This is a genomic window from Mycobacterium senriense (assembly GCF_019668465.1).
In the GTDB taxonomy this organism is placed as follows: domain Bacteria; phylum Actinomycetota; class Actinomycetes; order Mycobacteriales; family Mycobacteriaceae; genus Mycobacterium; species Mycobacterium senriense.
The window spans coordinates 4,275,622-4,300,251 of record NZ_AP024828.1; the positions used below are offsets into that span (position 1 = coordinate 4,275,622).

Annotated in this window: 24 protein-coding genes and 1 pseudogene; 12 read left to right on the forward strand and 13 right to left on the reverse strand. The window is 65.9% G+C overall.

Annotation, left to right across the window (positions count from 1 at the left end):
• Positions 1-4 precede the first annotated feature (4 nt).
• Positions 5-2,602: a sugar epimerase family protein gene (locus tag MTY59_RS20035; protein ID WP_221042694.1), complete on the forward strand. Its 2,598-nt coding sequence runs from the start codon at positions 5-7 to the stop codon at positions 2,600-2,602.
• Here the strand turns inward: MTY59_RS20035 and MTY59_RS20040 are convergent.
• From MTY59_RS20040 to MTY59_RS20080, 10 genes are all read right to left on the reverse strand, one after another.
• Complete coding sequence (locus MTY59_RS20040) at positions 2,599-3,825, reverse strand: cytochrome P450 (protein ID WP_221042695.1); 1,227 nt, start codon at positions 3,823-3,825, stop codon at positions 2,599-2,601. The genes MTY59_RS20035 and MTY59_RS20040 overlap by 4 nt on opposite strands.
• Positions 3,826-3,847: 22 nt before the next feature.
• A complete protein-coding gene (locus tag MTY59_RS20045) occupies positions 3,848-4,807 on the reverse strand; it encodes an SDR family NAD(P)-dependent oxidoreductase (RefSeq protein WP_221042696.1) in 960 nt (319 codons plus the stop codon).
• Positions 4,808-4,856: 49 nt separating this feature from the next.
• Positions 4,857-5,273, reverse strand: a complete 417-nt coding sequence (locus MTY59_RS20050; RefSeq protein ID WP_221042697.1) for a VOC family protein — start codon at positions 5,271-5,273, stop codon at positions 4,857-4,859.
• A 12-nt stretch (positions 5,274-5,285) separates the two neighbouring features.
• Complete coding sequence (locus tag MTY59_RS20055) at positions 5,286-6,344, reverse strand: NAD(P)H-dependent amine dehydrogenase family protein (protein ID WP_221042698.1); 1,059 nt, start codon at positions 6,342-6,344, stop codon at positions 5,286-5,288.
• Positions 6,345-6,357: 13 nt separating this feature from the next.
• Positions 6,358-6,798: a hypothetical protein gene (locus MTY59_RS20060; protein WP_221042699.1), complete on the reverse strand. Its 441-nt coding sequence runs from the start codon at positions 6,796-6,798 to the stop codon at positions 6,358-6,360.
• 14 nt (positions 6,799-6,812) lie between these two features.
• Complete coding sequence (locus MTY59_RS20065) at positions 6,813-7,508, reverse strand: hypothetical protein (RefSeq protein WP_221042700.1); 696 nt, start codon at positions 7,506-7,508, stop codon at positions 6,813-6,815.
• The gene (locus MTY59_RS27730) at positions 7,505-7,633 is read right to left on the reverse strand and encodes a hypothetical protein (RefSeq protein WP_007770904.1); all 129 of its coding nucleotides are present in this window, start codon (positions 7,631-7,633) and stop codon (positions 7,505-7,507) included. Before MTY59_RS27730 ends, MTY59_RS20065 begins: the two co-directional genes overlap by 4 nt.
• 15 nt (positions 7,634-7,648) lie before the next feature.
• The gene (locus MTY59_RS20070; RefSeq protein WP_221042701.1) at positions 7,649-8,449 is read right to left on the reverse strand and encodes a CbbQ/NirQ/NorQ/GpvN family protein; all 801 of its coding nucleotides are present in this window, start codon (positions 8,447-8,449) and stop codon (positions 7,649-7,651) included.
• A gap of 22 nt (positions 8,450-8,471) precedes the next feature.
• Entirely contained in the window at positions 8,472-10,001 is a 1,530-nt protein-coding gene (locus MTY59_RS20075) for a nitric oxide reductase activation protein NorD (protein WP_221042702.1), read from the reverse strand.
• 188 nt (positions 10,002-10,189) lie between these two features.
• Positions 10,190-10,837, reverse strand: coding sequence for a hypothetical protein (locus MTY59_RS20080; RefSeq protein ID WP_221046545.1), 648 nt, complete (start codon positions 10,835-10,837; stop codon positions 10,190-10,192).
• A gap of 363 nt (positions 10,838-11,200) precedes the next feature.
• Here MTY59_RS20080 and MTY59_RS20085 point away from each other — a divergent pair.
• A pseudogene (locus MTY59_RS20085) lies at positions 11,201-12,303 on the forward strand (NAD(P)H-dependent amine dehydrogenase family protein).
• A gap of 10 nt (positions 12,304-12,313) precedes the next feature.
• Here the strand turns inward: MTY59_RS20085 and MTY59_RS20090 are convergent.
• Complete coding sequence (locus MTY59_RS20090; RefSeq protein ID WP_221042703.1) at positions 12,314-12,913, reverse strand: TetR/AcrR family transcriptional regulator; 600 nt, start codon at positions 12,911-12,913, stop codon at positions 12,314-12,316.
• Positions 12,914-13,122: 209 nt separating this feature from the next.
• On the opposite strand from MTY59_RS20090, the gene MTY59_RS20095 reads away from it, so the two are divergent.
• The 4 genes from MTY59_RS20095 (at position 13,123) to MTY59_RS20110 (ending at position 16,681) form a co-directional block, all read left to right on the forward strand.
• Positions 13,123-13,911: an SDR family NAD(P)-dependent oxidoreductase gene (locus MTY59_RS20095; protein WP_221042704.1), complete on the forward strand. Its 789-nt coding sequence runs from the start codon at positions 13,123-13,125 to the stop codon at positions 13,909-13,911.
• Positions 13,912-13,975: 64 nt separating this feature from the next.
• A complete protein-coding gene (locus tag MTY59_RS20100) occupies positions 13,976-15,058 on the forward strand; it encodes an NAD(P)H-dependent amine dehydrogenase family protein (protein WP_221042705.1) in 1,083 nt (360 codons plus the stop codon).
• A gap of 13 nt (positions 15,059-15,071) precedes the next feature.
• On the forward strand, positions 15,072-15,890 hold the full coding sequence (locus MTY59_RS20105; RefSeq protein WP_221042706.1) for a mycofactocin-coupled SDR family oxidoreductase: 819 nt from the start codon (positions 15,072-15,074) through the stop codon (positions 15,888-15,890).
• Positions 15,891-16,054: 164 nt separating this feature from the next.
• The gene (locus MTY59_RS20110; RefSeq protein WP_221042707.1) at positions 16,055-16,681 is read left to right on the forward strand and encodes a hypothetical protein; all 627 of its coding nucleotides are present in this window, start codon (positions 16,055-16,057) and stop codon (positions 16,679-16,681) included.
• A gap of 11 nt (positions 16,682-16,692) precedes the next feature.
• Here the strand turns inward: MTY59_RS20110 and MTY59_RS20115 are convergent, their stop codons facing one another.
• Complete coding sequence (locus MTY59_RS20115; RefSeq protein ID WP_221042708.1) at positions 16,693-17,322, reverse strand: TetR/AcrR family transcriptional regulator; 630 nt, start codon at positions 17,320-17,322, stop codon at positions 16,693-16,695.
• A gap of 93 nt (positions 17,323-17,415) precedes the next feature.
• Between MTY59_RS20115 and MTY59_RS20120 the strand changes: the two genes are divergently transcribed.
• Positions 17,416-18,639 (forward strand): cytochrome P450, encoded by a 1,224-nt coding sequence (locus MTY59_RS20120; RefSeq protein ID WP_221042709.1) that lies wholly within the window; start codon positions 17,416-17,418, stop codon positions 18,637-18,639.
• A 118-nt stretch (positions 18,640-18,757) separates the two neighbouring features.
• Here MTY59_RS20120 and MTY59_RS20125 read toward each other — a convergent pair whose 3' ends face one another.
• Complete coding sequence (locus tag MTY59_RS20125) at positions 18,758-19,432, reverse strand: hypothetical protein (protein WP_221042710.1); 675 nt, start codon at positions 19,430-19,432, stop codon at positions 18,758-18,760.
• A 79-nt stretch (positions 19,433-19,511) separates the two neighbouring features.
• On the opposite strand from MTY59_RS20125, the gene MTY59_RS20130 reads away from it, so the two are divergent.
• The 5 genes from MTY59_RS20130 (at position 19,512) to MTY59_RS20150 (ending at position 24,620) form a co-directional block, all read left to right on the forward strand.
• Positions 19,512-21,029, forward strand: a complete 1,518-nt coding sequence (locus MTY59_RS20130) for a carboxylesterase/lipase family protein (protein ID WP_221042711.1) — start codon at positions 19,512-19,514, stop codon at positions 21,027-21,029.
• Between the two features lie 18 nt (positions 21,030-21,047).
• Positions 21,048-23,060, forward strand: coding sequence for a DUF7064 domain-containing protein (locus MTY59_RS20135; protein WP_221042712.1), 2,013 nt, complete (start codon positions 21,048-21,050; stop codon positions 23,058-23,060).
• The gene (locus MTY59_RS20140) at positions 23,061-23,555 is read left to right on the forward strand and encodes a gluconokinase (RefSeq protein ID WP_221042713.1); all 495 of its coding nucleotides are present in this window, start codon (positions 23,061-23,063) and stop codon (positions 23,553-23,555) included.
• 66 nt (positions 23,556-23,621) lie between these two features.
• Positions 23,622-24,011 (forward strand): ParD-like family protein, encoded by a 390-nt coding sequence (locus tag MTY59_RS20145; protein ID WP_221042714.1) that lies wholly within the window; start codon positions 23,622-23,624, stop codon positions 24,009-24,011.
• A gap of 30 nt (positions 24,012-24,041) precedes the next feature.
• Entirely contained in the window at positions 24,042-24,620 is a 579-nt protein-coding gene (locus MTY59_RS20150; protein ID WP_221042715.1) for an ATPase, read from the forward strand.
• The last annotated feature ends 10 nt before the right edge of the window (positions 24,621-24,630 follow it).

Sequence of the window (24,630 nt, forward strand, 5' to 3'; positions counted from 1 at the left end):
TGACGTGAGAATCGCGGTCACCGGGGCCAGCGGCGTGCTCGGTCGCGGCCTCGCCACGCGGCTGCTCAGCCAGGGCCACGATGTCGCGGGGATCGCCCGCCATCGGCCCGACAGCTGGCCGAGTGCAGCGGATTTCGTCTCGGCCGACATCCGCGACGCGGATGCTGTCCGGCGCGCCCTGGCCGGTGCGGACGTCGTCGCGCACTGCGCGTGGGCGACGGGGTCCCGGTACGACGAGCAGGTCAACATCGGCGGCACCCGCAACGTGCTCGACGCGATGGCCGAGACCGGTTCCAGACGAATCGTTTTCGCGTCGTCGGCCCATGTGTACGGCGGGACAGACGCGCCGAAGACCGAGCACGAGGACACGACTCCGGTCAATGCCGAAGGCCGGTTCAAAACCCGAGTGGAACAGATGCTCGCGGAATCGGGCGCGGAATGGGTCGCGATCCGCTCCGCCCTGATCCTGGGCCGAAGCGTCGACAACTGGGTGCGCCGCCTGCTGGCATTACCGGCCTTCCCTGACCGGTCGGGTGATCGCCACCTGCAGGTCGTCCACCTCGACGACGCGCTTCGGCTGTTCAACCGGGCCATCGTGGAGGCCGAAATCGCCAGCGGGCCGGTCAATCTCGCCGCTCCCGGCGAACTGACCTTCCGGCAGATCGCCGCCGCGCTGCGCCGACCGGTGATGCGGCTGGGCTTTGAGCCGGCCGAGTTGCGGCTGGTGCGAAGTGCCGCGGTCATGGACACGGCCCGGTTGCGCGAACAGTGGGGGTTCCAGCCCGCGTGGGAAGCCGGCGAATGTGCCCATGATTTCGCGCTGGCGGTGCGCGGCCGGGTCACGGTGGGCAAGCGGGTGGTATCGCTACCCTGGCGACTGGCCAACATCCAGGAACTACCGTCGGTCGACGCGCCCAGCGACGACGGCGTGAAGCCCAATTGGGCCGGTGCAGAAGGGGATAACGGGGAATTCGACACGCCGATTGATCCGCGCTTTCCCACGTTTCTGGCCACGAACTTGTCGGAGGCGCTGCCCGGACCGTTTTCGCCGGCATCGGCGTCGGCGACGGTTCGCGGGCTGCGGGCCAGCGCCGTGTGCGTCGCCGAGCGTTTGCGGCCTGGGGGGATGATCCAGCGCGAAATCGCCATGCGCATGGTCGCGGTGTTCGCCCACCGGCTGTACGGCGCCATCACGACCGCGCATTTCATGGCTGAGACCGTGCCTTTCGTCAAGCCGGCGACGGTGGTGAGCAACAGCGGGTTCTTCGGTCCGAGTATGGCCGCACTGCCGATCTTCGGTGGGGAACGTCCGCACTCCGACACCAGCCGAATCCGCAAGCAACTGCGGACCGTCCGCAACATCGGGGTCTTCGGGGTCAACCTGATCGGTCTCAGTGCCGGCGCATCTTTGGACACCCGCGAGTTCGTTGCCGATGTCGATCGCCTGGAACGCCTGTCCGACGGCGACCTCACTCGGCTCGACGAACGTCGGCTGCTGAGCCTGATCTCGTTGGCACGTGACCAGGTGGTGCACGGCTGGGTGCTGGCCGCGGGCTCGTTCCTGTTGTGCGCCGCGTTCAATGTGCTGCTGCGCGGGTTGTGCGGGCGAGACATCGCCGCGCCCGGCGGGCCGGAATTGGTCAGCGCGCGTTCGGTCGAGGCGATGCAGCGGTTGGTGATTGCCGCACAGCGTGATCCGAAAGTGACGGCCCTGCTGGCCGAGCCGGGGGACCGGCTGGACAAGCTCGCCGTCGAGACACCGGAATTCCACGCGGCGCTGCTGGCCGAGCTGGCGTTGATCGGACACCGCGGTCCGGCCGAGCTCGAGATGCGGTCAATCAGCTACGCTGACGATCCCGAGCTATTGGTCCGGATGGTGACCCGAGCGATGAGCGCCCGGTCCGCGCCGGCGCCCGAGCGGCCCCGGATTCCACTGCACGCCAGGCCTATTGCGGCTCTGACCACGCAACAACTGCGCGACCGAGAAGTCCGTCGCGACAAGGTGGTGCGGGCTAACTGGGTGCTACGAGGGCTGCTTCGCGAATATGGGCGTAGGTCGGTCGAGGCCGGGATCTTCGACACCGCCGATGACGTGTTCTATCTGCTCGTCGACGAACTCGACGCCCTCCCGGCGGATGTGGGCGCGCTGGTGGCACGACGCCGGGCCGAACAACGCCGACTGGTCGCGGTGGCGCCGCCAACGGTCTTCAGCGGGAGCTGGCAGCCCACCGCGAGCTCATCGCACGCGCTGACCAGCGGGGACACCATGCGTGGTGTCGGTGTGTGCGGGGGACGGGTGCGCGGCCGGGTGCGGATCGTGCGGCCCGAGACGATCGACGACCTGCAACCCGGCGAAATCCTTGTCGCAGAGGTCACCGACGTCGGCTATACCGCGGCGTTCTGCTACGCCGCCGCCGTCGTAACCGAACTCGGCGGCCCGATGTCGCACGCCGCGGTGGTGGCCCGCGAATTCGGCTTCCCCTGCGTCGTCGACGTTCAGGGCGCCACCAGGGCACTGCCGTCGGGCGCCCTCGTCGAGGTCGATGGCGCGACGGGCGAGATTCACGTCCTGGAGCTCGCCGTGGACGACGCGCCGAGCTAGTCGAACTCCATCTCGAGCTCTACCGGCCCGCTCAGTCCCAGCATCGGTTTCCACCGTGCAATGGCCACGCGGCGCGGGTTGGTCATGCGCCGGGCGATGACCTTGAGAGCTCCAGCGAGTTCCGTTCGGGCGAGGTTGGCGCCAAGGCAATAGTGGGCGCCGCCGCCGAACGTCAAAATGGGCGGCGGGTCTTCGCGGGTGATGTCGAACCGGTCCGGGTGTGGATAGACCTCTGGATCACAATTGGCGGCAAAGGTATTCACCGAAATGAAGGTGCCCGTCGGAAACCTGTAGCCCGCGAACGTGACGTCGTCCAGGACGGTGCGCAGGGTGGTGCAGACCGCCGGCGAATGGCGCATGCATTCCTCGACGGCTCGCATCGCGAGGCCGGAATCGTCGCGCAACATCGCCAGCTCATCGGGATGATCACACAGCGCGTGCATGCACGCGGCCAGTTGATTGCGAGTGGTGTCGGTGCCGGCGCTGAGGATGCTGAACGCCAGCATGCGCATCTCCGCGTTGCTCAGCCGGTCGCCGTCGTCCTGGGCGCGGATCAGTTCGGAGATCAAGTCATCGGTCAACCGGCTGCGCCGTTCGGCGATCATGTCGTCGATGTAGGCGTCGAACTGGTCCCACGCTCGCATCACTATGTGCTGCTCATTCGCCAGGTCGGAGTCGAACCTGACGATTTTGAAAATGTCCTCGGCCCATAGGGAAAACTGTTCCCAGTCTTCCGGAGGCGCGCCCAACAGCGCGCAGATGATCGGAATCGGGTACGGACGGGCGATGTCGGTGACGAATTCGCATCGGCCGGCGTCGGCGACCTGGTCGATCAGCTCGTTGATCACCGTGTCGATGGTGCCTTCCATGCGCGCGGATGCCCGCGGCGTGAATGCCTTGGACACCAGACCGCGCAGCCGTCGATGTTCCTCGCCTTCCATGCCCAGGATGGTGCCGAGGACCCGGTCATAGAGCGGGCCGGACGTTATTCCGCGCGCGGTCATGTGCATGCCGGGCGGGAAAACGAACCGGGGGTCGCGAAGTATCCCGCGGGCGAGTTCGTAACCGAGCACCTCGGGTCCCAGCGGCCCGATGGCCATCGGCGACCGCTTGCGCACCTCGTGGATGCGCGGCGCGACTTCGTGCACGGTGTCGGCGATGTCGTAGTGCAGCCTCGGGAGGCCGGCGTCGAAGACGCTGGGTGATGCGGTCTCGACGGTCATCGCGTGTCTCCTTCGGCCGAAATCAGCTCGGTTGGTAGCGCTTTGGCAGTACTTCGATCGGCGCCGAAATGGCTTGACCGGGGGCCAACTCCCCGGACTCCGCCAAGTCGGGCATCAACCTGGCCGTGGACGTGTCGACGATCGCAGCGAAGTTGTCCCGCACATTCTCGAGGGTGAGACCTGAGTCATAGTGGCCCGTGGTCTGGCCGAAGACCCGGATGCCCACGTTCCCGCCGCCGGCTTCGAGGTTGGCGCCGGACACCGGACAGCTCTCGTGAACCAGGAAGGCCACGGCCGGTGACACCAGGCCGGTCGGAAAGTGTTCCTCCATCAGCTTCGTGAAAGCGGACGGGTCGTTGAAATGCCGCACGGCGCTGGTGTTTGCCGCCGGGCCCAACGCGTTGACCTTGATGCCCAGTGGAGCGCCCTCGACGGCGAGACCACGTGTCAGCCCGAAGATTCCACCCTTGGCGGCGCCGTAGATGGACAGGTATTCCAGCCCGAACATCGCCCCGGATGTCGTGTTCACGATGCGGCCGTAACCGGCGTCCCGCATGTGGGGCCATGCCGCCCGGCACATCCACACGGTTCCCATCAGGTGTACGTCGATGACGTTGCGGATGTCGGTGTCGGAGATCTCGTCGAAGTGCGCCATGAAGCAGACCCCGGCATTGTTCACCATGATGTCGAGGCGACCCCACGTGTCCAGCGCGGTCTGGACAACCCGGCGCGCGCTGTCTTGATCGGCGACGCTGTGCAGGTCTGGCACCGCCTCACCGCCCGCCGCGCAGATCTCGTCGGCAACCTGCTCGGCGTTGGCCCGCAGGAGGTTCCGTCCGTCGGGTCCGACGCCGCGGTCGTTGACCACGACCTTGGCTCCCCGCTCGGCCAGCAGTTTGGCGTGCGAGCGCCCCAGGCTCGGCTCCTGGCCCCCGGCGCCGGTGACGATCGCGACTCTTCCGTCAAAGCGGACCTCGGTCATGAGGCGCTCTCCGGAAGTTCGCGCAGATCGTGAGCCATGCCGTCTCCAATCACGGGATGTTGGTCGCCAGGAATGTCAGTGGCAGTCCCAGGATCGACACGTCGTTTTCGTCGAGGAAGGTGCCGTCGCCCTCCATGTGTTGCCGGAATCGCGTTGTCGCGCCGTAGCGCTCGGCGACGGCGTCGGCCTTGGCGGCTTCCGGTACTCCGATCACCACGGTGAACACGCCGTCGCCGTGGCGCTCGAGGAACTCCGTCACCGTGACGGCGACCTCGCCGGTCGACCCGGGGATCGGGCTGATCAGTTCGATGCCCCGATTCCAGTCGAGGTGGATGTCCAGGCCGAGCTCGGCCAGCTGCAGGGGTTCGAAGAGGAATCCGAGGTCGCTGAACATTTGTGTCACTGCGGCATGGCGTTCCGGCACCACGGCGAACACGACGTGGTGAAGCGAGGGTTCTTGAGGCATCGGGGTCTCTCCCTATCGAGGATCAGCGCGCAGCACCCCGCGCGGCAGTAGCAGCGGCAGGTCGTTGTAGGTGACGATGCCGGGAGGGGCGGCGACGACAGCGGGTATCGCGGTGATCGCCGGCACCGCGGTGATGGTCAGTCCCAACATGATGTAGTCGTCCAGTGTCTGGCCCTCAAAGTCCGGCGGTGGCAGGAAGCTCAGCGTGGTCTTGATCGTCGGTCGACCCTGCACCTCGACCGTGTAGCCCATGTCCAGCAGCCAGTCCGGTTCCAGCGCTTGGCCTTTGCGCCATCGCCCACCGATTTCGATGACCTCTCGGCCAGCCAACATCCCTTTCCAGCGAACGTGGATGCCGGCGACGCAACCCTTCGCGATGGTCCAGTCGCCGGGCAGGTGCAGATCCTCCGTGGTCTGGGCGTACTCGGCTTCGCAGCGGACTTCGTCGAGCTCGACGCCGAGGGCGTCGGCGAGCAGCAACACGCCGTCGCGGAAGATGCCGGATCCTTTCTCGGTGATGGCCGGGAGGTCCGGTTGATCGATGGGATAGCCGAAGCCCATGGGTATTTCGGTCGCGGGCGAGTTGTAGATCGTAGTATCGAAGGATTCCAGTACCGACACCTTGTCCACCCGGTCCGAGAGCCCCGCCGACACGATGGTGAACAGTTGGATGAAGCCGGGGTTGATGCCGGTGCCGAAGATGGTCGATCTGCCCGCTTCGCACGCCTGGGCGATGCGCTCCCGCCCCGCGCCGAGGAAGTGGCCGGTGATGAACTCGGCGGTGCCTACGACGTTTATGCCCGCGCCGAGGATGCGGATCAGCTCATCGACGTCCGCGAACATCGGGTTGTAGACCACGCAGTCCGGCTTGAGCGCGAGCAGCGCCTCAATATCGCTGGTGGCCTTGACATCGAGCGGCGCGATCCCGCACAGCTCGCCGACATCGCGGCCGGCCTTCTCCGGCGACCACGCGTAACATCCGACAAGCTCGAGCGTCGGGTTGGCGGCAATCGCCCTGACGGAACTCTTGCCGACGTTACCGGTCGTCCACTGGACCACCCGATAGGTCAACGGGCCGATCCTCTCATGGGTGCGACGTCGCGTGCTGTTGCGCGGCCTGTCGAGCCAGCCTGTCGTTGTGGATCTTGACGAGTTCGCGGAATCCGAGCCGGTGATACTTCGGTATCGGCTGGATGCCCCAGACGTCTTGCGCGGTGGCCTTGCCCTCGGCGCCCTCGGGCGGTCCGAACGGCGGGTAGGGGTACTTGCACTCCAAAGTGTCGTTGGAGTACCGGATCTTGAGGAGCTCACTACAGATCTGGGTCAGGCTCAGGGTCGGGTAGCCGTAGTAGACCGCCATGAACGGCAGCGTGAAGGCACCCTCGATCACCAGGGCGACCAGGCACACCAACACGGCACGCTTGATCCATTTGTGCATTCGCGCGTAGTACGGCGTGGTGCCGGGCTCGAGATCGGCTGCGGGGTCTTTGTCTTCGGCGGATGCCGGTGCGGAAGGGCTTGTCATGGCACTACTCCTTGCTAGTCGGAGAAGATTTCGCGGTTGACGGTGTGCAGATAGGGGATGGCGAGGAAGGGTGTGATGTAGAAGATGTCGTAGAGCCACCAGCCGATGACCGGGAAGACGACACCGGCGTAGCGCACGTCGGCGAACATGGTCATGTTGAAGACGTAGGCCGACCAGATGACCACGCCCATCCAGCAGGTGACGACCATCCACTGATGGCCCCACCGCTTCATCTGCAAGAAGCCGATCGCCGCGGCCACCCGCATGGAGAAGACGGTGAGGATAAGGCCGGCCACATAGGCCTTTTCGCCCGGTCCCGCCGCGCCCCCGACCCACAGCTCGTTGTAATGCCAGAAATAGCCGGCGTCGAACATGTTGCCCCAGCCGACCATCAGCACGCGGTTGATCAACGTGTGGTTGGCGACCAGGTCCAGAGCCCAGCCCAGGCTGTTGAGCATTCCGTCGATCAGGGTCAGGTAGCCGATCAGGGTGACGATCATGGGCCGAACCGACAGGCCGGCGCGCAGGGCCTGGCGTTGCAGCCACACCCCGCGCATGAAGATGGGAAATCCGATCAGGCCCGGTGCCCACATGCCCATCAGCGCCGCGCCGACGATCATCCACTTGTCGGCGCGGCGCTGGGCCTTGCGTGATTCGTCGTGGTGATCCTCGAGGCCGACCGAACCCGCCTGCGCGGCAGAAAGAGTCACAGGTCCCACCACCCACGGGCGAACGACATGTACAGCTGGACGCCGAACATCGCCAGCAGGTAGCCGTAGATGAAGATCTGGAAGATGATGAGCGCCCTCTTGCGCTTCTCCTCTTGTCGGTCCATGCCGGTTGCTCCTTTCTAAGAACTGCTCGAGGCGTCGGCGGCACCCAGGCTGGCGGCCGCAACTTCACGGAGACCGTCGGTGACGGCACCGTCGGTGCTTAGCGGCGCAAGTATGCAGGCGTCGGACGCATCGAATTCGGTTGCGCCGGCAGCGATCAGCTGGGCCGCGGTGACCAGCACCCGAGTCGACGGCGGCTCGAAGTGGAAGGCTTGGTCGGCGGTGCGGATCGCGACCGCGCACGCGACCAGCCGCCGGGCCGTAGCCGACGGGATTCCGGATTCGGCGACGATCACCTCGGCCTCCCGGTCCGGCGGCAAATAGTTCATCGCCAGCGTGGCGAAGCGTTGCCGGAATGACGGTTTGAGCTCCTTGAGCGAGCTGCGATAAGCCGGGTTGTACGAACACACCAGCATGAACCCCTCGGGTGCTTGCACAACCTCGCCGGCGCGGTCGAGATACAGCGAGCGTCGGTGATCGGTGAGCGAATGGAGGATCGCCAGGGAGTCGTGGCGGGCCTCGACGACCTCGTCGAGGTAGCAGATCGCGCCGGCCTTGACCGCCCGGGTCAGCGGACCATCGGTCCAGACGACGTCACCGCCGGTCACCATGAAGCGGCCGACGAGATCGGAGCTGGTGAGGTCGTCGTGGCAACTGATGGTGACCACGGGCCGCTGCAGCAGTGAACCCATGTGCTCGACGAACCGCGTCTTGCCGCACCCGGTTGGGCCGGTGAGCATCACCGGGATGCGCCGGTGGAAGGCCTGCTCGAACAGCTGAACTTCGTTGCCGTTGGCGAAGTATGTTTCGGTGGTCATCTCTTCCTCAGCCGGTCGTCGTTCATGCGGCGACCAGTTCGCGATGGACATGGGCCAGCACCCGCGGCAGTTCCTCTACGCGCCGGATCCGCTGCGATCGGCGAGGCCCGAACACCTCGGGGAGGGGATCGACGCGGGTCGGCCCCACCCCCACGTAGTACATCGACACCCCGGCCTCGTTGGCCTCCTCGACGGCGTGCGCGGCGTCGGCCCAGGCATACCGGCCCTCGTAGCCCTCGTCGGAGATCAGGCCGTCACCGATGACGATCAGCAGGCGGCGCTCGGATGCCTGCGCCAGCAGTCGGCTCGTCAGATGGCGAAGCGGCGCACCGAGTCTGGTGTATCCGCGGGTAGACAAGCCCAGCCCGCTCGGCGGTACGAACCGGTGGTCTTCGAAGTCCTTCAAGCAGCGGACTTCGACGCGATGACGGGTGTTGCCGGTGAATACGAAAACACCATGGCGCTCTCGTGCCTGCGTCATGGCACGCGAAAGCGCATCGGCACAGGACAATTCAAGCTCGAACACGCGACCGCCGTGCACGCCCAGCGACGAACTGCCGTCGAGCAGTAGGGCCGTGGTGACATCGCGGCTGCTGGGCAGCAGGTCGCGGAACACCCTCGGCTCCTTGGCCTCACCGGTGGACAGGTCGATGTAGTGGTTGACGTATTGGTCGACGTCGAGGTCTGAGCCGTCTTCGAGGCGGTTGGTCATCGCCCGGTGGGTGTGTTCCTCGAACCACCTACGCACGTCGACGGCCACCGGCACCGGGCGGCGGGCCTGTCGGCTATCTGCACGCTCGACGACGGCGACGTGGTCGCGCATGAAACGCTGGGTCCACATGTTCCATTCGGGATAGGGGATGCCGGGTCGGTGTTCCGGTGTCACATCGAGATCGTTGTCCTGCGGCCGGCTCGGTGGCGGCAGGTTGGGGTTGCGGACGCCGCCGTCGCCGCCGACCGGAACCGAATACGGCCGCGGAATGCGCTTCTGCGTCGTTGTCCAGGGCATCCTGCCGAAGCTGCGCCGTAGCTTGTCGGTCAATCCGTGGGGCGCGGTATAAGCCAGCGGCAAGGCGCCCAGCAGCGGATGGATCGTCAACGCCTGACCGGAGGCCGCCAATGCGATTGCCCGGCTGAGTATTTCGGCGCCGTCCATGTCGCCGGACGCTGCGCGGAGGTCGGGCAGCAGCCGCTGAAAGTCGGGAAGCAGGCCCGGCCATCGCGACGCGAGCCAGCCGAGCGCGACGCCGGCTTCGACAAGTGTGAGCGCGCGCAGCTCACGAGCGGCCAGCTTGTTGAGACGATATTCGGCGATGCGTTCCTTCGATGGTGAACATTGCAGGGCCACACCGCAGGTCAAGGTTCGGCGCGTCCAGCCCGGCGGCAGGGGATAGGGCATGTGGACGAAGGTGAGCCCCGCGTTCAAGCCGAAGCCCCGCCGTTCGCCCGTGACGAGCCGGACGCCCTCGCGACGCTGCTCGCTCAGCGCGACCGCCGTCACGGCGCAACTGCGTTCCAGCGCCATCGCATGCGCATCAAACTGCTCACTCATCGGACGAACCCCCCGCGTCCCACCTACCCGACCCGCGGCTCAGAACGTGCCGATGTTGGAGAACAGCCAGTACCAGAACCAGATGATCAGTCCGGTGCCACCCCACGCGGCGACATAACGAAGGATCTCCCACAGATAACCCATGATGTGACTTCCTCGGTGACGTAGTGAATTTCGGCTCGCGCATCTCAGTCGGAGAAGAGTTCGCGGTTGACGGTGTGCAGGTAGGGGATGGCAAGGAACGGGGTGATGTAGAAAATGTCGTATAGCCACCAGCCGACCACCGGCAGCACGACGCCGGCGAAGCGCACGTCGGCGAACATCGTCATGTTGAAGACGTAGGTAATCCAGATCACCACGCCCATCCAGCAGGTGACCACCATCCACTGATGACCCCAGCGCTTCATCTGCAGGAAGCCGATGGCGGCGGCGATGCGCATGGTGAAGACGGTCAGAATCAAACCGACTTCCAAGGCCTTTTCGCCGGGGCCGGCCGCGCCGCCGACCCACAGTTCGTTGTAGTGCCAGAAGTAACCGGCATCGAACATGTTGCCCCAGCCATTGAGCAGCACGCGGGCCAGAATCGTGTGGTTTGCCACCAGGTCGAGCGCCCACCCGACGGTATTGATCGCGGCATCGATGATCACGAGGTAGCCGAGCAACGTGACCAGCATCGGCCGCACCGAGAGGCCGTCGCGTTGGGCGCGACGCAGCAGCCGAACCCCCCAGAGGAATAGCGGCAAGCCGAAGATGCCGAGCGCCGCGGTGCCGATCAGCAGACTGCCGGAGATGAGCCACTTGTCGGCCTGGCGCTGCGCGAGTTGCGAGCGTTCCATGTGCTCGTCGATGGTCAGGCTCGCCTGCCCGGCGCCGCTTGACTCGAGCTTCGGCAGATTCACGAACCCTCCCCGGCATCGACACTGATTGGATCGGCGTCTGCACTATAGCAGGCTGACTAAAGTCAGCAAAAGACGACGAGCGAGTTCGCGCCGGGCTCGAGACAACTGGGATACGCAGCGCACTACTTCGCAGTGCGCCAACGTGCAAGACAGCGTGATTCGCAGCGACTCACGAGACTGCCAGCCATAACTCCGAGCCACTTCTACTGATGAAAGTCAGCTTTGGATCGTTGACACAACCTTCCAGCGACGCCTACGCTCAGCGAGCGCTCAGCCGTTGCGATCATGCAAGGAGTGGCAATGACGCCCAAGTTGCCTGCCGAAAAGAAGTATCGCGTAATCCAGTGGGGCGTCGGCAATGTCGGAACGATCGCGCTCCGTCATTCGTGCACAATCCTGCCTACGAACTGGTCGGGGTGCTGTGCAATCGTCCCGAGAAGATTGGCAAGGACGCCGGCGAACTCTGCGGCAAAGCGCCGACCGGGGTGCGCGCGACCACGGACAAGGCCGCCATCGAGGCGCTCGACGCCGATTGCGTGTTCTATGCGCCGTTATGGTCTGACCCTGATGAGGTGTGCCGCTTGCTGCGCGGCGGCAAGAACGTCGTCGCCTCAGGTGGCGCCTGGTGGTATCGAACCGAACACAGCAAGGCGGACATCGACAAGATCGATGCCGCCTGTCACGAGGGTGGGACGTCGTTTCATGCCGGTGGCGTCAACCCCGGCTTTGCCGGAGACTTACTCGTTCTGACGCTGGCCCGAATCGTCAGTCAGATCGACACCATTCACATTTACGAGGTGGTGAACTTCGGACGGGACACGCTGAAGTACCTGTATGAGATGGGAATGGGGAGCGATCCGGTCGGGTTCGAGGAAGGTCCGAATCTGTTGGGTCAGGCATGGCCATTGTTCGCGCAGTCGATGGCAATGGTTGTGGAGGGAATGGGTAAGACAGTCGAGAAATACACGACTGAGGTGGAGCTAGGGTGCGCCACACGTGACATCCATTTCGAAGGGGGAGAGACCAGCGATATGCCGGGCTTCAAGGGCGTGATCAAGAAGGGCAGGGTCGCTCGTCAGCATCACAAGTGGACGGCTTGGGTGGAGGGTAGGCCCCTGGTGGTCTTTCATGAGATATACACCATGGACACCTTCGATGCCATTGAGCCGCAAGAAGATTGGCCTCAGCATTATCACTACCGCATCGTGATTGAGGGCGATTCATCCACGGAGCTGATCCTGCAGGGGGCGCAGGACCCGAATGGTGGCTACGCGCTGCCCGGCTACACCTGGACCGCGATGGGCCCCGCGAACGCCATTCCCGCGGTCTGCGACGCTTCGCCGGGGTTCATGTCCCACAATGAACTCGGGCTTATGCCGCTGCGTGGCGTCATACGGCCCTAACGCCCGCGTGTCATGCTTTCAAGCTCCGCAATGTCCTCGCGACGTAGTCTTCGAGCAGGGCGCGGCCAGTCGGCCAGTGGTTGGTGGTGATCAACAGGGCGTACAGACCCAGCAAGAAGAACACCGCACTGTTCATGGGGTTGACATCCGGATCCGTCTCGCCGCGTTCTTGGGCCCGTGCGATCTCCTGGGCGACCAGCACGATCAGCGGGTGATCCCTGCCGTCTTCGGTCTGCGGCCGGGTTTGGGAGAAGTGCAGCGCGAGAAAGTCATTGAAGAGCCGGTCGCCCAATCGGCGTTCCAATCCGACCACCAATCGGACCGCCTCATTCAGCGCGGAAGCGAGATCGTGCTTGGACCTCAGGAACTGCGCGAACAGTTTGGCGATGCGGTCCTCTTCGCGACGCTCCAGCTCGAACAGCACGTGCTCCTTGGTGGGGAAGTGGAAGAAGAAGGTCCCGTGGGCGACGCCGGCCGCCGCCACAATGGCCCCCACGTCGGCCTCGGCCATCCCGGCGCGGGCGAACTCGCCGATCGCGGCGCCCATCAACCGCTCTCTCGTCTGCAGGCGCTTAGCTTCTCGTGCCGATAGCCGATCCGTCACAGCCATATTTCCTCACAGTTGACCCAACTCATGCGAGAGTCTCGAAGATAACTCGACCAGTATGCCGTGTTCTGGCCAAAAAGGCTTGTACAACTTGACTATTGTTGGACCGTAAGCGCCCCGACAGATATCGGCTCCCCACGAACTCGTTGACTTCAGTCAATATACTTCATAGATTGGGCGGCGCACCACACCACACATCCGAGGAGCCCAGCATGGCATTGGAGCAGTTCAGACTGGACGAACAGGTCGCAATCGTCACGGGAGCCGGGAAGGGTGTGGGGGCGGGCATCGCCCGGGTGTTGGCGGAGGCGGGCGCCACGGTGGTTGGGACCGCACGGACCGAGGCGGATATCGTTGGCACGATTGAGGGTATCGAAGCGGCGGGCGGTAAAGGACTGGCACTCGTCGCGGACGCGATGAGTCGTCCGGACGGAGAACGGGTCGTGAACACGGCCATGCAGCGTTTCGGCCGTATCGACATTCTGGTCAACAATGTTGGCGGGTCCACCTACGCGCGATTCCTCGACATCACCGACGAAGACTTCCGGCACACGTTCGACTGGTGTGTGACCTCCGCCTTCATCATGAGTCAGCTTGCGGCGCCACACATGCTCAGCGCCGGACACGGTTCCATCATCAACATCTCGTCGGGCTCCGCGCGGTTCGGCATCCGGGCGCTGACCGCCTATTGCGTTGCGAAGGGCGGCCTCGAAGCGCTTACCCGCGCCATGGCACAAGAACTCGCCCCGAAGATTCGCGTCAACGCCATCGCCCTGGGGTCGTTCGCAACCGACGGTCTCAAGGGCAGCCTGGACCTGATGCCCGGGTCGTTGGAAAAGATGCAAGACGCGACACCGTTGCATCGGCTGGGCGACGTCGAGGATCTCGGACGGCTCGCGGTGTACCTGTCCACCCGCGACTGCTACGCGACCAATGCGACGTTCCATGTCGATGGTGGCATCGACTCGAACAATTCGCCGCTGCCGATACCCGATTACTGACCTGCGCTGGGATTGAACACATCATGATGGGTCATCACCCACCGCCGGAAGGACGAGGGTAACCATGCGCAAAGTCATTCAATTCTCCACCGGTAACGTGGGCCGGCATTCGTTGCGAGCCATCATCGGCAGACCCGATCTCGAGCTGGTCGGCGTGCACGCCGCCACCGGCGAAAAGATCGGCAAGGATGCGGCGCAGTTGTGCGGACTGAACGAACCGACCGGCATCATCGCCACCGACGACATCGACGCGCTGGTGGCCCTCGGCGCCGACTGCGTGGTGTACACCTCGCAGGGCGAAACGCGCCCGATGGAAGCCATCGAACAGATGGCCAAGTTGCTGGCTGCGGGGATCAACGTCGTCGGTACGTCGATGGTCTGGCTGGTCACGCCGCGCCACGCCGACGACTGGTTGCGAGAGCCCTTGGAGCGCGCCTGCGCGGCCGGCAACGCCTCGCTCTACGTCAACGGCATCGATCCCGGCTTTTCCGGCGATACGCTGGTGCACTCGGCGGCCAGCCTGACCACCCGGATCGACTCGATCACCGTGCAGGAGATCTTCGACTACGGGAACTACGATGATGCCGAATTCACCGGTGCAGCAATGGGTTTCGGGTCGACGCCCGACGACGATTCGCCGATGATGTTTCTGCCGGGAGTGATCGTGTCGATGTGGGGAGGCCAGGTCCGCAGCCTGGCCGACAACTTGGACATCAAACTCGAGGACGTGCGCCAGCGCGTCGAACCTTGGTACACGCCAGAACGAATCGACTGCACGATGATGACGGTCGAGCCCGGGCAGATGGCCGCGGTGCGCTTCGCCACCGAGGGGGTGCGCGGCGGCAAGCCGGTGATCACGCTCGAGCACGTCACCAGGCTCACCCAGACCGCGGCGCCCGACTGGCAGTTCCCGCCCGACGGCCACACCGGTGTGCACCGCGTCGTCGTGGAGGGCGAACCGCGAGTGGAGATCAACACCCACGTTTCGCACCCGCTATTCGATTCCACTGAGGCCGGCTGCATCTCGACGGCCGGTCGAGCCGTCAATGCGATCGATTGGGTGTGCCGAGCGCCCCAGGGGCTGATCGGCGTGGAGGATATCCCACTCTCCGCCACGATGCGTGGCCTGATGTGGAACGAGCACTAGCCGGATTTGTGGCATGACGACATCACCTTCGGGACGCGTTGCCGGTAAACGCATTCTGATTACCGGCGCCGCCCGCGGCATGGGCCGCAGCCATGCGCTGCGGCTTGCGCAGGAGGGCGCCGACGTCATCCTGCTCGACATATGCGAATCTCTGCCCCAGATCGAATATCCCTTGGCCACAAGGGACGACCTGGCCGAAACAGTAAGATTGGTAAGGGGTTTCGATCGCCGCTGCGTGAGCGGCATCGTCGACGTTCGCGACGAGGCGCAACTGCGGTCTGCGGTCGACGACGCCGTCGGCGAGCTCGGGGGCCTCGATGGCGCGGTGGCCAATGCCGGCGTGCTCACGGTGGCGGCCTGGGACCAGACGACGGCCGACCAGTGGCGCACCGTGGTCGACGTCAATCTCATCGGGGTGTGGAACACCTGCGCGGCGGCGATACCTCACTTGCTCGATCGGGGCGGAGGCAGCCTGGTCAACGTCAGCTCGGCGGGAGCCATCAAGGGATTTCCGCTGCAGACGCCCTACACGGCGGCCAAGCACGGCGTCGTCGGCTTGACGCTGGCCTTGGCCAACGAACTGGCGGCACAGAACGTGCGCGTCAACACAGTGCTGCCCACCGGCGTCCCCACCGGGATGGTCCCACCGTCGTTCGGACCACTCTTGGGTGAGCAACGGTCCGACCTGGTTCCCATCTTCGTCAATGCGATGCCCACGCCGGCCGTCGAGCCCGTCGACGTCAGTAACGCAGTGCTTTTCCTGCTATCGGATGAGTCCAGGTATGTGACGGGGCTGGAGTTCAAGGTCGACGCGGGAGTGACCATCAACTAGGACGACACTAGGTCCCTGTCAACGCGCACCCTTACTGAGATCGCGTCAAGCCCATAGGCTGGGCTGTCAGATGGGCATTCATCTGGCGGCCGAATTTTGCGTGTTCGCGCTGCCGTCGCGCGCGGTAACGGATACAAATAGCTGACTTCTAAAAGGAGAGCCTTATGAATACGGTCCGGACCTCCGCGCTCGGCTTGACGGCTACCGCGATGTTGATCGGCGCGGCGGTGGTGGGCTGCGGCGGGGATAAGAGCCCCACGGCGTCATCGGGTTCGGCCACGTCGTCCGGTTCGGCCGCCTCGTCGGGGTCCCCGACCAGCGCGTCACCGGGAGCGCCGGCGGACTATAGCAACCTGCTGATCAAGCCCAGCGACGTCGGTCCCAACGCCACCGCGGACGGGCCGCCGAGCCAGAATCCCAGCGGCATCACCGGCGTGGGACAGGTTTTCAAGAACCCCGACGGCAAGCGCACCATCATCGACACGATCGCGGTGTTTCCCGACGCGGCCACGGCCACCCAGACCGCGGCCAACATGCGTGACGTCGTCGGTAAGAAGGTCAACGGGCAGCAGCAGCCCATCGACGTCGGCACCAACGGGTTCATGGTGATCGGGCAGGGAACCGACCCGGCCAACCCGATGGAGATCTCCGAGGCAGTGTTCGTCGAGGGCAGGGCCATGGTCGATCTGGAGTCCGACTGTGTCATCGGCAATCCCACGCCGGACGACATCATGCTCGATCTCGCCCGTAAGCAAGAGGCCGCGGTCAAGGCGGGCCTACCGGCTAGCTGAGCCGCCAGTCGTCATAGTGGCCAGCTGTCCGGCTGCACCTCGTAACGCAACGCGGCGGCCGGAGGCAGCGGCTGACGGTCGTTGACCGAGATCGCGTCGATGACGAGGGCGACATAGCGTCGCCAGCCGTCGCTGCCCGCATCCATGGTCGAGAGCACGCTGAAGAGCATCGCAATCAGGCGAGGCAGGTCGTCGGTGACCAGGTCGGCGCGGATGCGACCGGCTCGCTGGCCCGCACGGGCAAGGTCGCCGAGTGCGTCGTTGAGTGATACCGAAACGTCGGACGTGAGCGACCCGGCCCGGCGCGCGGCGGTCAGCAGACTGTGTTCCCGCGCCCCCAGCGAGATCGCCGCTTCGATCAGCTGGGTCAAATCTTGCAGCGGATCCTCGGTGCGACGCGCCTTGTCGATCACCGGCGTGAGGTTCTCGGCGATGCTTTGATCCAGGGCGGCGCGGACCAGGTCGGCTTTAGCCGGAAACCTGCGATAGAGGGTGCGCTCACCGACGCCCGCCCGGCGGGCGACTGCTTCCACAGGGGCGTCGGGCCCCAGCTCGCTATAGACCTCACGCGCCGCGCGCAGGATGCGCTCTACGTTGCGCGCCGCGTCGGCCCGCAACGGCCGGTCTTCCACCGCGGTCATGGTGACAGCGTAACTGACAGTTGACTGTCAACAACCGTCGCTTTACGCTCGACCAACTGGCAGATATCTGACACTTAATGGGAAATGCGGCTTATGTCAATATCATTCGAGACTTCCGACTCCTGCTCCGACGCCGGTTTGCCGGAGCTGCCCCTACCGCGGCCCGCACGCTGCCCACTCGCGCCGCCGTCCGAATTCGGGGACTGGCGGGAACAACCCGGGCTCCGCAGGGCGATGTTCCAGGGTAACCCGGTCTGGGTAGTCAGCCGTTACCAGGACATCAGGGCGGCGCTGGTCGATCCGCGCTTGTCCGCGAAAACAATTCCGGCCTCGATCTTGCCGACCGACGCCGACAACAAGGTTCCGGTGATGTTCGCGCGGACCGACGATCCCGAGCATCATCGGTTGCGCCGCATGATGACCAGCAACTTCACCTTCCGGCGTTGCGAATGGATGCGACCGCACATTCAGGAATGGGTCGACCACTATCTCGGCCAGATGGTCGACAACGGTGCGCCGGCCGATCTGGTCCGTGAATTCGCCCTGCCGGTCCCATCAATGGTGATCGCGTTGTTGCTTGGAGTGCCGCCCGAAGACCTCGAACTCTTCCAGTTCAACACCACCAAGGGGCTCGACCAGAAATCCACCGATGCGGACAAGGGTCAGGCGTTCGGAGCCATGTACGCCTACATCCAGGAACTTGTGGAGCGCAAAGCGCGCGAACCCGGAAATGATTTGATCAGCCGGCTGGTCACCGAATACGTGGCGACCGGCCAACTCGACCATGCCACCACCGCCATGAACGGTGTGATCATGATGCAGGCCGGCCACGAAACGACCGCCAACATGATCTCTTTGGGAACGGTTGCGCTGCTAGAACATCCCGACGTGTTCGAGCGACTCGGACAAACCGACGACCCCGCCGTCGTCGCCAACATCGTCGAAGAACTCATGCGCTACCTCAGCATCGTGCACAGCCAGGTCGACCGCATCGCGACCGAAGATCTGATAATCGGTGGCCAGCTGATTCGGGCGGGGGAGTACGTCATGATGAGCCTGCTCGCCGGGAACTGGGACGCAGAGTTCGTCGACAATCCCGAAAACTTCGACGTCGACCGAAACACGCGCGGGCACTTGGGCTTCGGCTATGGCGTGCACCAATGCATCGGTGCGAACCTGGCCCGCGTCGAAATGCAGGTCGCATTCGCCACGCTGGCGCGCCGCCTGCCCGGGCTCGGACTGGCGGTGCCGCCGGAGCAGCTGAGGTTCAAAGACGCCAACATCTATGGCATGAAAGAGCTTCCGGTGAGCTGGTGAGCGGCGAGCTGAGGTTTGACGATCACCTCGGGGGAATCCGCGACGAAACCGGCTATACGGTGCCGGGGCGGAGCCGCCGACGAGCGGAGCGAGCTTTTCGCGACCATCATGGCCGGCCTCAGCAGCTGAACGCCGTGCCGACACCGTCCGGGGGTGGCGCCGGCTTCAGGCAGCCGAACGGCTCGATGCCGGCGGGGCTGAATTTGGCCGCCGACTGGTGCGCGTAGTTCACGCAATACAGACCGGACTGGTCGGCGCGGCATCGGTAGTCACCGAACGACAGCGAATCCCCGTTCGCCAGTTCCGGGCCGTGGCCATTGATGAACGGACCAGGATCGGCTCGGGCGGATCCCACCTGCAGGTTCACCCCGTCAAAGCCGACCCAGCCGCCTTGCCACTGGCCATAGGCCGTCGCGGGTGCCGGCGGCGGGTTGGTCAGACTCACCAGGCAGGCCAGCGCGCCGGCGGTGTGTTTGGCATCGGTCATGCAGGAGACCTTGCCCGCCATCGCCGTCAGCGCGATGTCGTCGCCCAGTGGTGTGGCCGCCCCGTCGCGCGTGGCCGTGTGAAAGCGGCCCGGATCGGCCTGGTGACCGCCCTCGATCCACGCAATGACGTCGGAGATTGCCGCTCCCGCGGCCGGCGCGGCCGCCGGTCCCGGTGATTTGCTGCCCGGAGCCGCGGCGCCCGTCGATGCCGGGGTGGTGCTTCCGGTGGGCTCCGAATGGCCGCCCGTGGTGTGTGAGCACCCGGCGACCAGTAATGACGCGGCGATCACCGCAGCTATCCGCATGAAGTCAGGCTAACCGGCGCGCCCGGCAATTAAGGCGCTGCGCGCGCGTTACGACGGTCATGTCGGATACCGTCGGGTTATGCATCAGCGCACTGTCCGCGCACGCACCGCCATCGGCACCGTCGAAGGCTTCACCCGCGACGGGGTCACTCGGTGGCGGTCGATCCCCTACGCCCGCCCACCGGTGGGAAATCTGCGCTTCCGGGCGCCGCAGCCGGCCCAGCCGTGGTCGGGTGTCCGGCACTGCCATGGCTTCGGCAACTGCGCGCCCCAGCAGCGCCGCTACACCCTGCTCGGCATGTCGGGTTTTGGAGGCCGCTACCAGCCGATGAGCGAGGACTGCCTCACTCTCAACGTCGTGGCGCCCGAGGGTGCGGCCGAGGGGCCACTGCCCGTCATGGTGTTCATCCACGGCGGCGGCTACTTCCTGGGCAGCTCGGCGACGCCGCTGTACGACGGCGCTGCCCTGGCGCGCCGGGGATGCGTGTACGTATCGGTGAACTACCGGCTGGGCGCGCTGGGGTGCATTGACTTCTCGTCCCTGTCGACGCCGGAGATCACCATCGACAGCAACTTGTACCTGCGCGACCTGGTGCTGGCGCTGCAGTGGATTCGCGACAACATTGCGGGATTCGGCGGTGACCCGGACAACGTCACCATCTTCGGCGAGAGCGCCGGTGCCTGCATCACCGCCTCACTGCTGGCGGTGCCCGCCGCCAAAGGCCTATTCGCACAGGCGATTTCGGAAAGTCCGGCATCGGGTCTGGTGCGGTCGAAAGAGGTTGCCGCGGAGTTCGCTAACCGCTTCGCCAACCTGCCCGGGGTGCGCCGGCAGGACGCGGCCAGCGCGCTGATGTCGGTGTCCGCCGCCCAACTGGTGGAAACCCAGCACCAATTGATCGACGAGGGCATGCGGAACAGGCTGGGCGCCTTCCCGATCGGCCCCGTCTTCGGTGACGACATCCTGCCGCTGGATCCGGTGGAGGCGATGCGGCGCGGCGAGGCCCACCGGGTCCCGCTGATCGTGGGCACGAACGCCGAGGAAGGTCGGTTGTTCACCCGGTTCCTGGCGATGTTGCCGACCAACGAGGCGATGGTCGAGGAGCTGCTCGCCGAGGCGGAACCCGCTATCCGCGAACGCATTACCGCCGCATATCCCGACTATCCCGAGCGGGCGGCATGCATCCAGCTCGGCGGTGACTTCGCGTTCGCGTCGGCGGCCTGGCAGATCGCGGAGGCCCACGGCACGCACGCGCCGACTTACCTCTACCGGTACGACTACGCGCCGCGCACACTGCGCTGGTCGGGTTTCGGAGCCACCCATGCCACCGAGCTGCTCGCGGTTTTCGACGTCTACCGCACCAGATTCGGCGCGTTGTTGACCGCGGCGGCGGACCGGCGGGCCGCGTTGCGGGTGAGCAATCAGGTGCAGCGGCGCTGGCGGGCATTCAGCCGCACCGGCGTGCCGGGGGAGGACTGGCCCCTCTACACCGCCGACGAGCGGGCCGTGATGGTCTTCGACCGCAAATCCCGCGTCGAGTTCGATCCGCATCCGCATCGCCGGATGGCCTGGGACGGCTTCTCACTGGCGCGTTGACCTGGCACGCTAACCCTCATGCATGCCGAGACCGAGCAAGTCATCGAACGACCCAGTGACCTCACCGCCTCCTGGCTGGCCGCGGTCATCGGCACCGGACCCATCGCCGACTTCTCGGTAGAACGCATCGGTACCGGTCAGATGAGCGAGTGCTACCGCGTCCGGCTCAGCTATGCCGGGGGGCCGTCGGAGGGACCGGAGTCGGTGGTGCTGAAGGTCGCGGCCACCGACCCGGTCAGCCGGCAGACGGGGCTGGCGCTGGGACTCTACGAGCGGGAGGTGCGCTTCTACGGCGACATCGCCCCGCGGCTGGGTGGGCCGATCGCGCCCTGCTACCACGCGGCGGTCGACACCTCGACGGGCGTGTTCGACTTGCTGCTGGGCGATGCCGGGCCGGCCGTCGTCGGCGACGAAATCGCTGGCGCCACAGTCGAACAAGCCCGCCTGGGGGCCGTCGAACTGGGGAGGCTGCATGGGCCGTTGCTCGGCGACGCCTCGCTGGCCGAGGCGCTGTGGCTCAACCGTGAGCCTCCGCTGAACCAGGCCATGATCACCCCGCTGTACGCGGGTTTCGTCGACCGCTACGGCGACCAGATCGCGCCGGAGCACCGCGTGGTGTGTGAACGCCTGGTGGCCGCGTTCGACGGCTACCTGGCCCAGGACGCGGAGGTGTCCGAGCGGGGCCGCCTCCAGGGCCTGGTGCACGGCGACTACCGCCTGGACAACATGCTGTTCGGTACCGACGGCGCCGATCGCGCGCTGACGGTGGTCGATTGGCAGACCGTGTCGTGGGGTCCGGCCCTGACCGACCTCGCCTACTTCCTCGGTGGCGCGCTGCCCACCGAGGACCGCAGGCAGCACTACGACGCGCTGCTGCGCGCCTACCATGAGGCGCTGGGTCCGCGGGCACCACTCACCCTGGCCGACGTCGCCGACGGGGTGCGCCGGCAGAGCTTCTTCGGCGTGATGATGGCGATCGTCTCGCCCATGCTGGTCGAGCGCACCGACCGCGGCGACCGGATGTTCATGACGATGCTGCAACGGCACTGCGACCATGTGCTCGACACCGACGCGCTGTCGACGCTGCCCGCGCCGGTCGCGCCCGAGCCGTTGCAGCCGTCGGACGAGGACGAACTCGCCCACGAACCCACCGCCGAACCGCTGTGGAGCGAGAGCTGGTACGCCGACTTCGCCGACGCTGCACAGGGTTTGGGCGGCTGGTTCCGCCTCGGCCGGGTGGTCAATGAGCAGACCGCCTGGGTGCACGTGCTGTTGTGCGGCCCCGACATGCCGACCGTGGCCGTCGACGCGCAGGTGCCGCTGCCGTCTGACCCGTGGGCGGTGCACACCGAGGACTTCGAGCTCGGCCATTCCGCCGAGGTACCGCTGCAGACCTACCGCGTTGACGTGCGGGCGCTGGGCCAGACCTACGCCGATCCGTCCGCGTTGTTGCGCGGCGAGCCCGGAACGCCGGTCGCTACGAACATGAACCTGGTGTGGGCCACCGACGGCACGCCGTACAAGTACGGGCTGACGACGCGTTATGAGATTCCGTGCACCGTCTCGGGCACCGTCACGATCGACGACACCGAATACCGGGTGGAATCCGTTCCGGGACAACGTGATCACTCATGGGGCGTGCGCGATTGGTGGGGCATGGACTGGATCTGGAGCGCGCTGCACCTGGACGACGGCACCCACCTGCACGGTGTGAACATCCGGATACCCGGGGCGCCCGCGTTCAGCATCGGCTACGAACAGGGCGCCGACGGCAAGGTCACCGAGCTGCAGAGCGTTGATTCGCGAGAGTCGTTCGCCGACAACGGGTTACCGCTTGACGCGACTTTGCGGCTCACTCCGGCGGAGATCACCGCGGACGTGAACGTGCGCGGTCAGGCGCCGGTCCGGCTCGTCGCGACGGACGGGCGGGTCAGCCAGTTTCCCCGCGTCTGGGCCGCGATCAGCACGGCCGACGGGCGCAGCGGTGTGGGTTGGCTGGAATGGAACCGCAACCTCGGCGACCACACGTAGGTGAACGGATCGGCCCCCGTCGTGGTGATGGGCGTCTCCGGATCGGGCAAGTCGACGGTGGGGGCGGCGCTCGCGCAGCGCTTGCGGGTCCCATTCGTCGACGCCGACACCCTGCACCCGGCCGCCAACATCGCCAAAATGGCGGCCGGCGAACCGCTCGACGACGGTGACCGCTATCCCTGGTTGGAGCGGGTCGGTGACTGGTTGGCGGCCCACCGCGACGGCGGCGTCGTGAGCTGTTCGGCGCTGAAGCGGAAATACCGCGACCAGTTGCGCACGCACTGCCCGGGCGTGGAGTTCCTGCACCTCTCGGGCTCGGCGGAGCTGATCGGCGGCCGGCTGGCGACCCGGACCGATCACTTCATGCCGGCCGCGCTGCTGCGCTCGCAATTGGACACGCTGGAACCCCTCGGTCCCGACGAGGCCGGCATGACCGTCGACGTCGGCCCCGGCGTCGACGCGATCGTGGATACCGTCGTGCAGGCTCGCAGGTAGCCGGGGCGGGCCCACCGTGTAGCATTATGCTACAGCTTGTAACGGAGTGTTGCATTGGAGGAAGCCATGGCCGAGGCTCTCGATCGTGTCACGCGGGTCGCATCCGACCTGATGGACAGCGCGGCGGCTGAGGGTGCCCGGCAGAGCCGTTCGGCCAAGCAGCAACTCGACCACTGGGCTCGGGTCGGACGCGCGGTGTCCAGCCAGCACACCGCCTCGCGGCGACGGGTGGAAGCCGCCCTCGCCGGCCAGGTCCCGACCAGCGAGCTCACCGTCGAGGAGGGCGTGGTGTTCAACGCCGAGATCTCCGCGGCCATCGAGGAAAGCCTGGCGCGCACCAACTACGGGGCGACGCTGGCCGGGCAGGGCGTCACCACGGTGGCCCTCAACGACGACGGCGAGATCGTCGAGCACCGCCCCGACGGCGCCGCGGTGGTGCTCGCGGGTAGGCGCTGACCCGGCGATTGTCGGCGGTTCGGCGGCCCGATGGATCGACTTGACCTGGTAGTCGGGCCGAACGGTGCCGGAAAATCCACCTTCATCGCGTTCACCCTGGCGCCGCTGTTGCCGGGAAGCCTGGTGGTCAACGCCGACGAGATCGCGAGGCAACGCTGGCCGGAGGATCCGGCCTCGCACTCCTACGACGCCGCGCGCATCGCGGCAGACACCCGCGCCAAGCTGATCGAACTGGGTCGGTCCTTCATCGCCGAGACGGTATTTTCCCATCCGTCCAAGTTGGACCTCATCCACACCGCACGCCTCGCGCGCTTCACCGTCGTGCTGCATGTGCTGCTCATCCCGGAAGACCTTGCGGTGGAACGCGTCCGGCATCGCGTGCGGGCCGGCGGTCATGACGTGCCGGAAGTCAAGATCCGCGAGCGCCACCGCCGGTTGTGGACGCCGGTCGCCGACGCCATCGCCTTGTCTGACCTCGCGACGGTCTACGACAACAGCCGGCTGCGCGGCCCGCGCATCGTTGCCCGGCTCAGCGGCGGCCTGACCATCGGCGCGCCGGATTGGCCGACGTTTACGCCGGAGAACCTGCGGGCGCGCTGGCCCGGCTAGCTCGACGCGC

Bases quoted from the DNA above. Each gene is read 5' to 3' on its own strand.
- MTY59_RS20040 (WP_221042695.1), bottom strand. From the start codon at position 3,825: ATGACCGTCGAGACCGCATCACCCAGCGTCTTCGACGCCGGCCTCCCG.
- MTY59_RS20045 (WP_221042696.1), bottom strand. From the start codon at position 4,807: ATGACCGAGGTCCGCTTTGACGGAAGAGTCGCGATCGTCACCGGCGCC.
- MTY59_RS20050 (WP_221042697.1), bottom strand. From the start codon at position 5,273: ATGCCTCAAGAACCCTCGCTTCACCACGTCGTGTTCGCCGTGGTGCCG.
- MTY59_RS20060 (WP_221042699.1), bottom strand. From the start codon at position 6,798: ATGACAAGCCCTTCCGCACCGGCATCCGCCGAAGACAAAGACCCCGCA.
- MTY59_RS27730 (WP_007770904.1), bottom strand. From the start codon at position 7,633: ATGGACCGACAAGAGGAGAAGCGCAAGAGGGCGCTCATCATCTTCCAG.
- MTY59_RS20070 (WP_221042701.1), bottom strand. From the start codon at position 8,449: ATGACCACCGAAACATACTTCGCCAACGGCAACGAAGTTCAGCTGTTC.
- MTY59_RS20075 (WP_221042702.1), bottom strand. From the start codon at position 10,001: ATGAGTGAGCAGTTTGATGCGCATGCGATGGCGCTGGAACGCAGTTGC.
- MTY59_RS20080 (WP_221046545.1), bottom strand. From the start codon at position 10,837: ATGGAACGCTCGCAACTCGCGCAGCGCCAGGCCGACAAGTGGCTCATC.
- MTY59_RS20090 (WP_221042703.1), bottom strand. From the start codon at position 12,913: ATGGCTGTGACGGATCGGCTATCGGCACGAGAAGCTAAGCGCCTGCAG.
- MTY59_RS20095 (WP_221042704.1), top strand. From the start codon at position 13,123: ATGGCATTGGAGCAGTTCAGACTGGACGAACAGGTCGCAATCGTCACG.
- MTY59_RS20100 (WP_221042705.1), top strand. From the start codon at position 13,976: ATGCGCAAAGTCATTCAATTCTCCACCGGTAACGTGGGCCGGCATTCG.
- MTY59_RS20105 (WP_221042706.1), top strand. From the start codon at position 15,072: ATGACGACATCACCTTCGGGACGCGTTGCCGGTAAACGCATTCTGATT.
- MTY59_RS20110 (WP_221042707.1), top strand. From the start codon at position 16,055: ATGAATACGGTCCGGACCTCCGCGCTCGGCTTGACGGCTACCGCGATG.
- MTY59_RS20115 (WP_221042708.1), bottom strand. From the start codon at position 17,322: ATGACCGCGGTGGAAGACCGGCCGTTGCGGGCCGACGCGGCGCGCAAC.
- MTY59_RS20120 (WP_221042709.1), top strand. From the start codon at position 17,416: ATGTCAATATCATTCGAGACTTCCGACTCCTGCTCCGACGCCGGTTTG.
- MTY59_RS20125 (WP_221042710.1), bottom strand. From the start codon at position 19,432: ATGCGGATAGCTGCGGTGATCGCCGCGTCATTACTGGTCGCCGGGTGC.
- MTY59_RS20130 (WP_221042711.1), top strand. From the start codon at position 19,512: ATGCATCAGCGCACTGTCCGCGCACGCACCGCCATCGGCACCGTCGAA.
- MTY59_RS20135 (WP_221042712.1), top strand. From the start codon at position 21,048: ATGCATGCCGAGACCGAGCAAGTCATCGAACGACCCAGTGACCTCACC.
- MTY59_RS20145 (WP_221042714.1), top strand. From the start codon at position 23,622: ATGGCCGAGGCTCTCGATCGTGTCACGCGGGTCGCATCCGACCTGATG.
- MTY59_RS20150 (WP_221042715.1), top strand. From the start codon at position 24,042: ATGGATCGACTTGACCTGGTAGTCGGGCCGAACGGTGCCGGAAAATCC.